Annotated in this window: 1 protein-coding gene; it reads right to left on the bottom strand. The window is 54.8% G+C overall.

The features are described 5' to 3' along the window. Window positions 1-1,083 (bottom strand): amino acid adenylation domain-containing protein (locus DZK30_RS25575; RefSeq protein ID WP_162903474.1); only part of this gene is annotated, 1,083 nt, incomplete at both ends.

Genomic DNA, 1,083 nt, shown 5'->3' with positions numbered 1-1,083 from the left:
TTTCCCCCTTATGGTAAGGATGATCGATAAACCGCTGTGCCGTGAGCTCCGGACGATTCAGGTAACCCCTGGCCAGCCCGGCACCACCCACACACAACTCACCCGCTACACCCTGCGGTGCCAGGTGACCATCGCGGTCCAGCACCAGCAAAGAAAGCGTAGGGATAGGCCTTCCGATATTACTGGCCTGCTGTGCTATCTCCACATCCGTAATCTCTTTATACGTCACATGCACCGTCGTTTCCGTAATGCCGTACATATTGATCAGCCTGCATTCCGGGTACTTCCGGTACCAGTCCCTGAGCTTGCCCGGCTTCAAAGCCTCACCGCCAAAGATCACATAACGCAGCTGCAGACCGGCCATAGACTGCTCCCGCTCTTCGGCCATGATATTGTAAAACGAACCCGGCGTCTGGTTCAGTACCGTTACCCTTTGTTCTCTTAGCAGCTCCAGGAACTCTCGCGCACTCTGCGCCACCGCTTTGGGCACGATCACCAGCTTGCCCCCAAAGAGCAGGGCCCCGTACATCTCCCATACCGAAAAGTCGAAGCAATAAGAATGGAATAAGGTCCAGACATCCCTTTGCGTAAAATCAAAAAGATCCCTGTCGTTAAACAAAAGCCGGACCACGTTGCGGTGCTCGATCATCACCCCCTTGGGCATACCCGTAGAACCGGAAGTATAAATGATATAAGCCAGGTCATCAGATCGTACCGGCACCGGCTGCCAGCAAAGCCCTTCTTCCATTTGGTCCACATAGACCGTTTCCCCGGCAAAAGCGACAGGCGCAATCTCCGTATGCGTGACCAGCAGGGCGGTGCCACTATCCTCCAGCATATACCGGATCCTGTCGGCAGGGTATTCCGGATCGATAGGCAGGTAAGCTGCCCCTGCCTTTAAGATACCCAGCAGGGCCATAACCATCTCCGGCCCCCGGTCGAGCAGCACGGTAACAATAGGATTGCGCACACCCGGTACCGCCGCTTGTACTGCAGCAGCAATAGCATTGGCCCTTTCATTCAATACCGAATAGGATATCTCCGTACCTTGCCACACCAGGGCAATATGATCCGGTACCAAAG

The sequence above is a fragment of the Taibaiella koreensis genome (assembly GCF_003545715.1).
In the GTDB taxonomy this organism is placed as follows: domain Bacteria; phylum Bacteroidota; class Bacteroidia; order Chitinophagales; family Chitinophagaceae; genus Taibaiella; species Taibaiella koreensis.
This window is presented reverse-complemented; position numbering and strand designations above follow the sequence as displayed.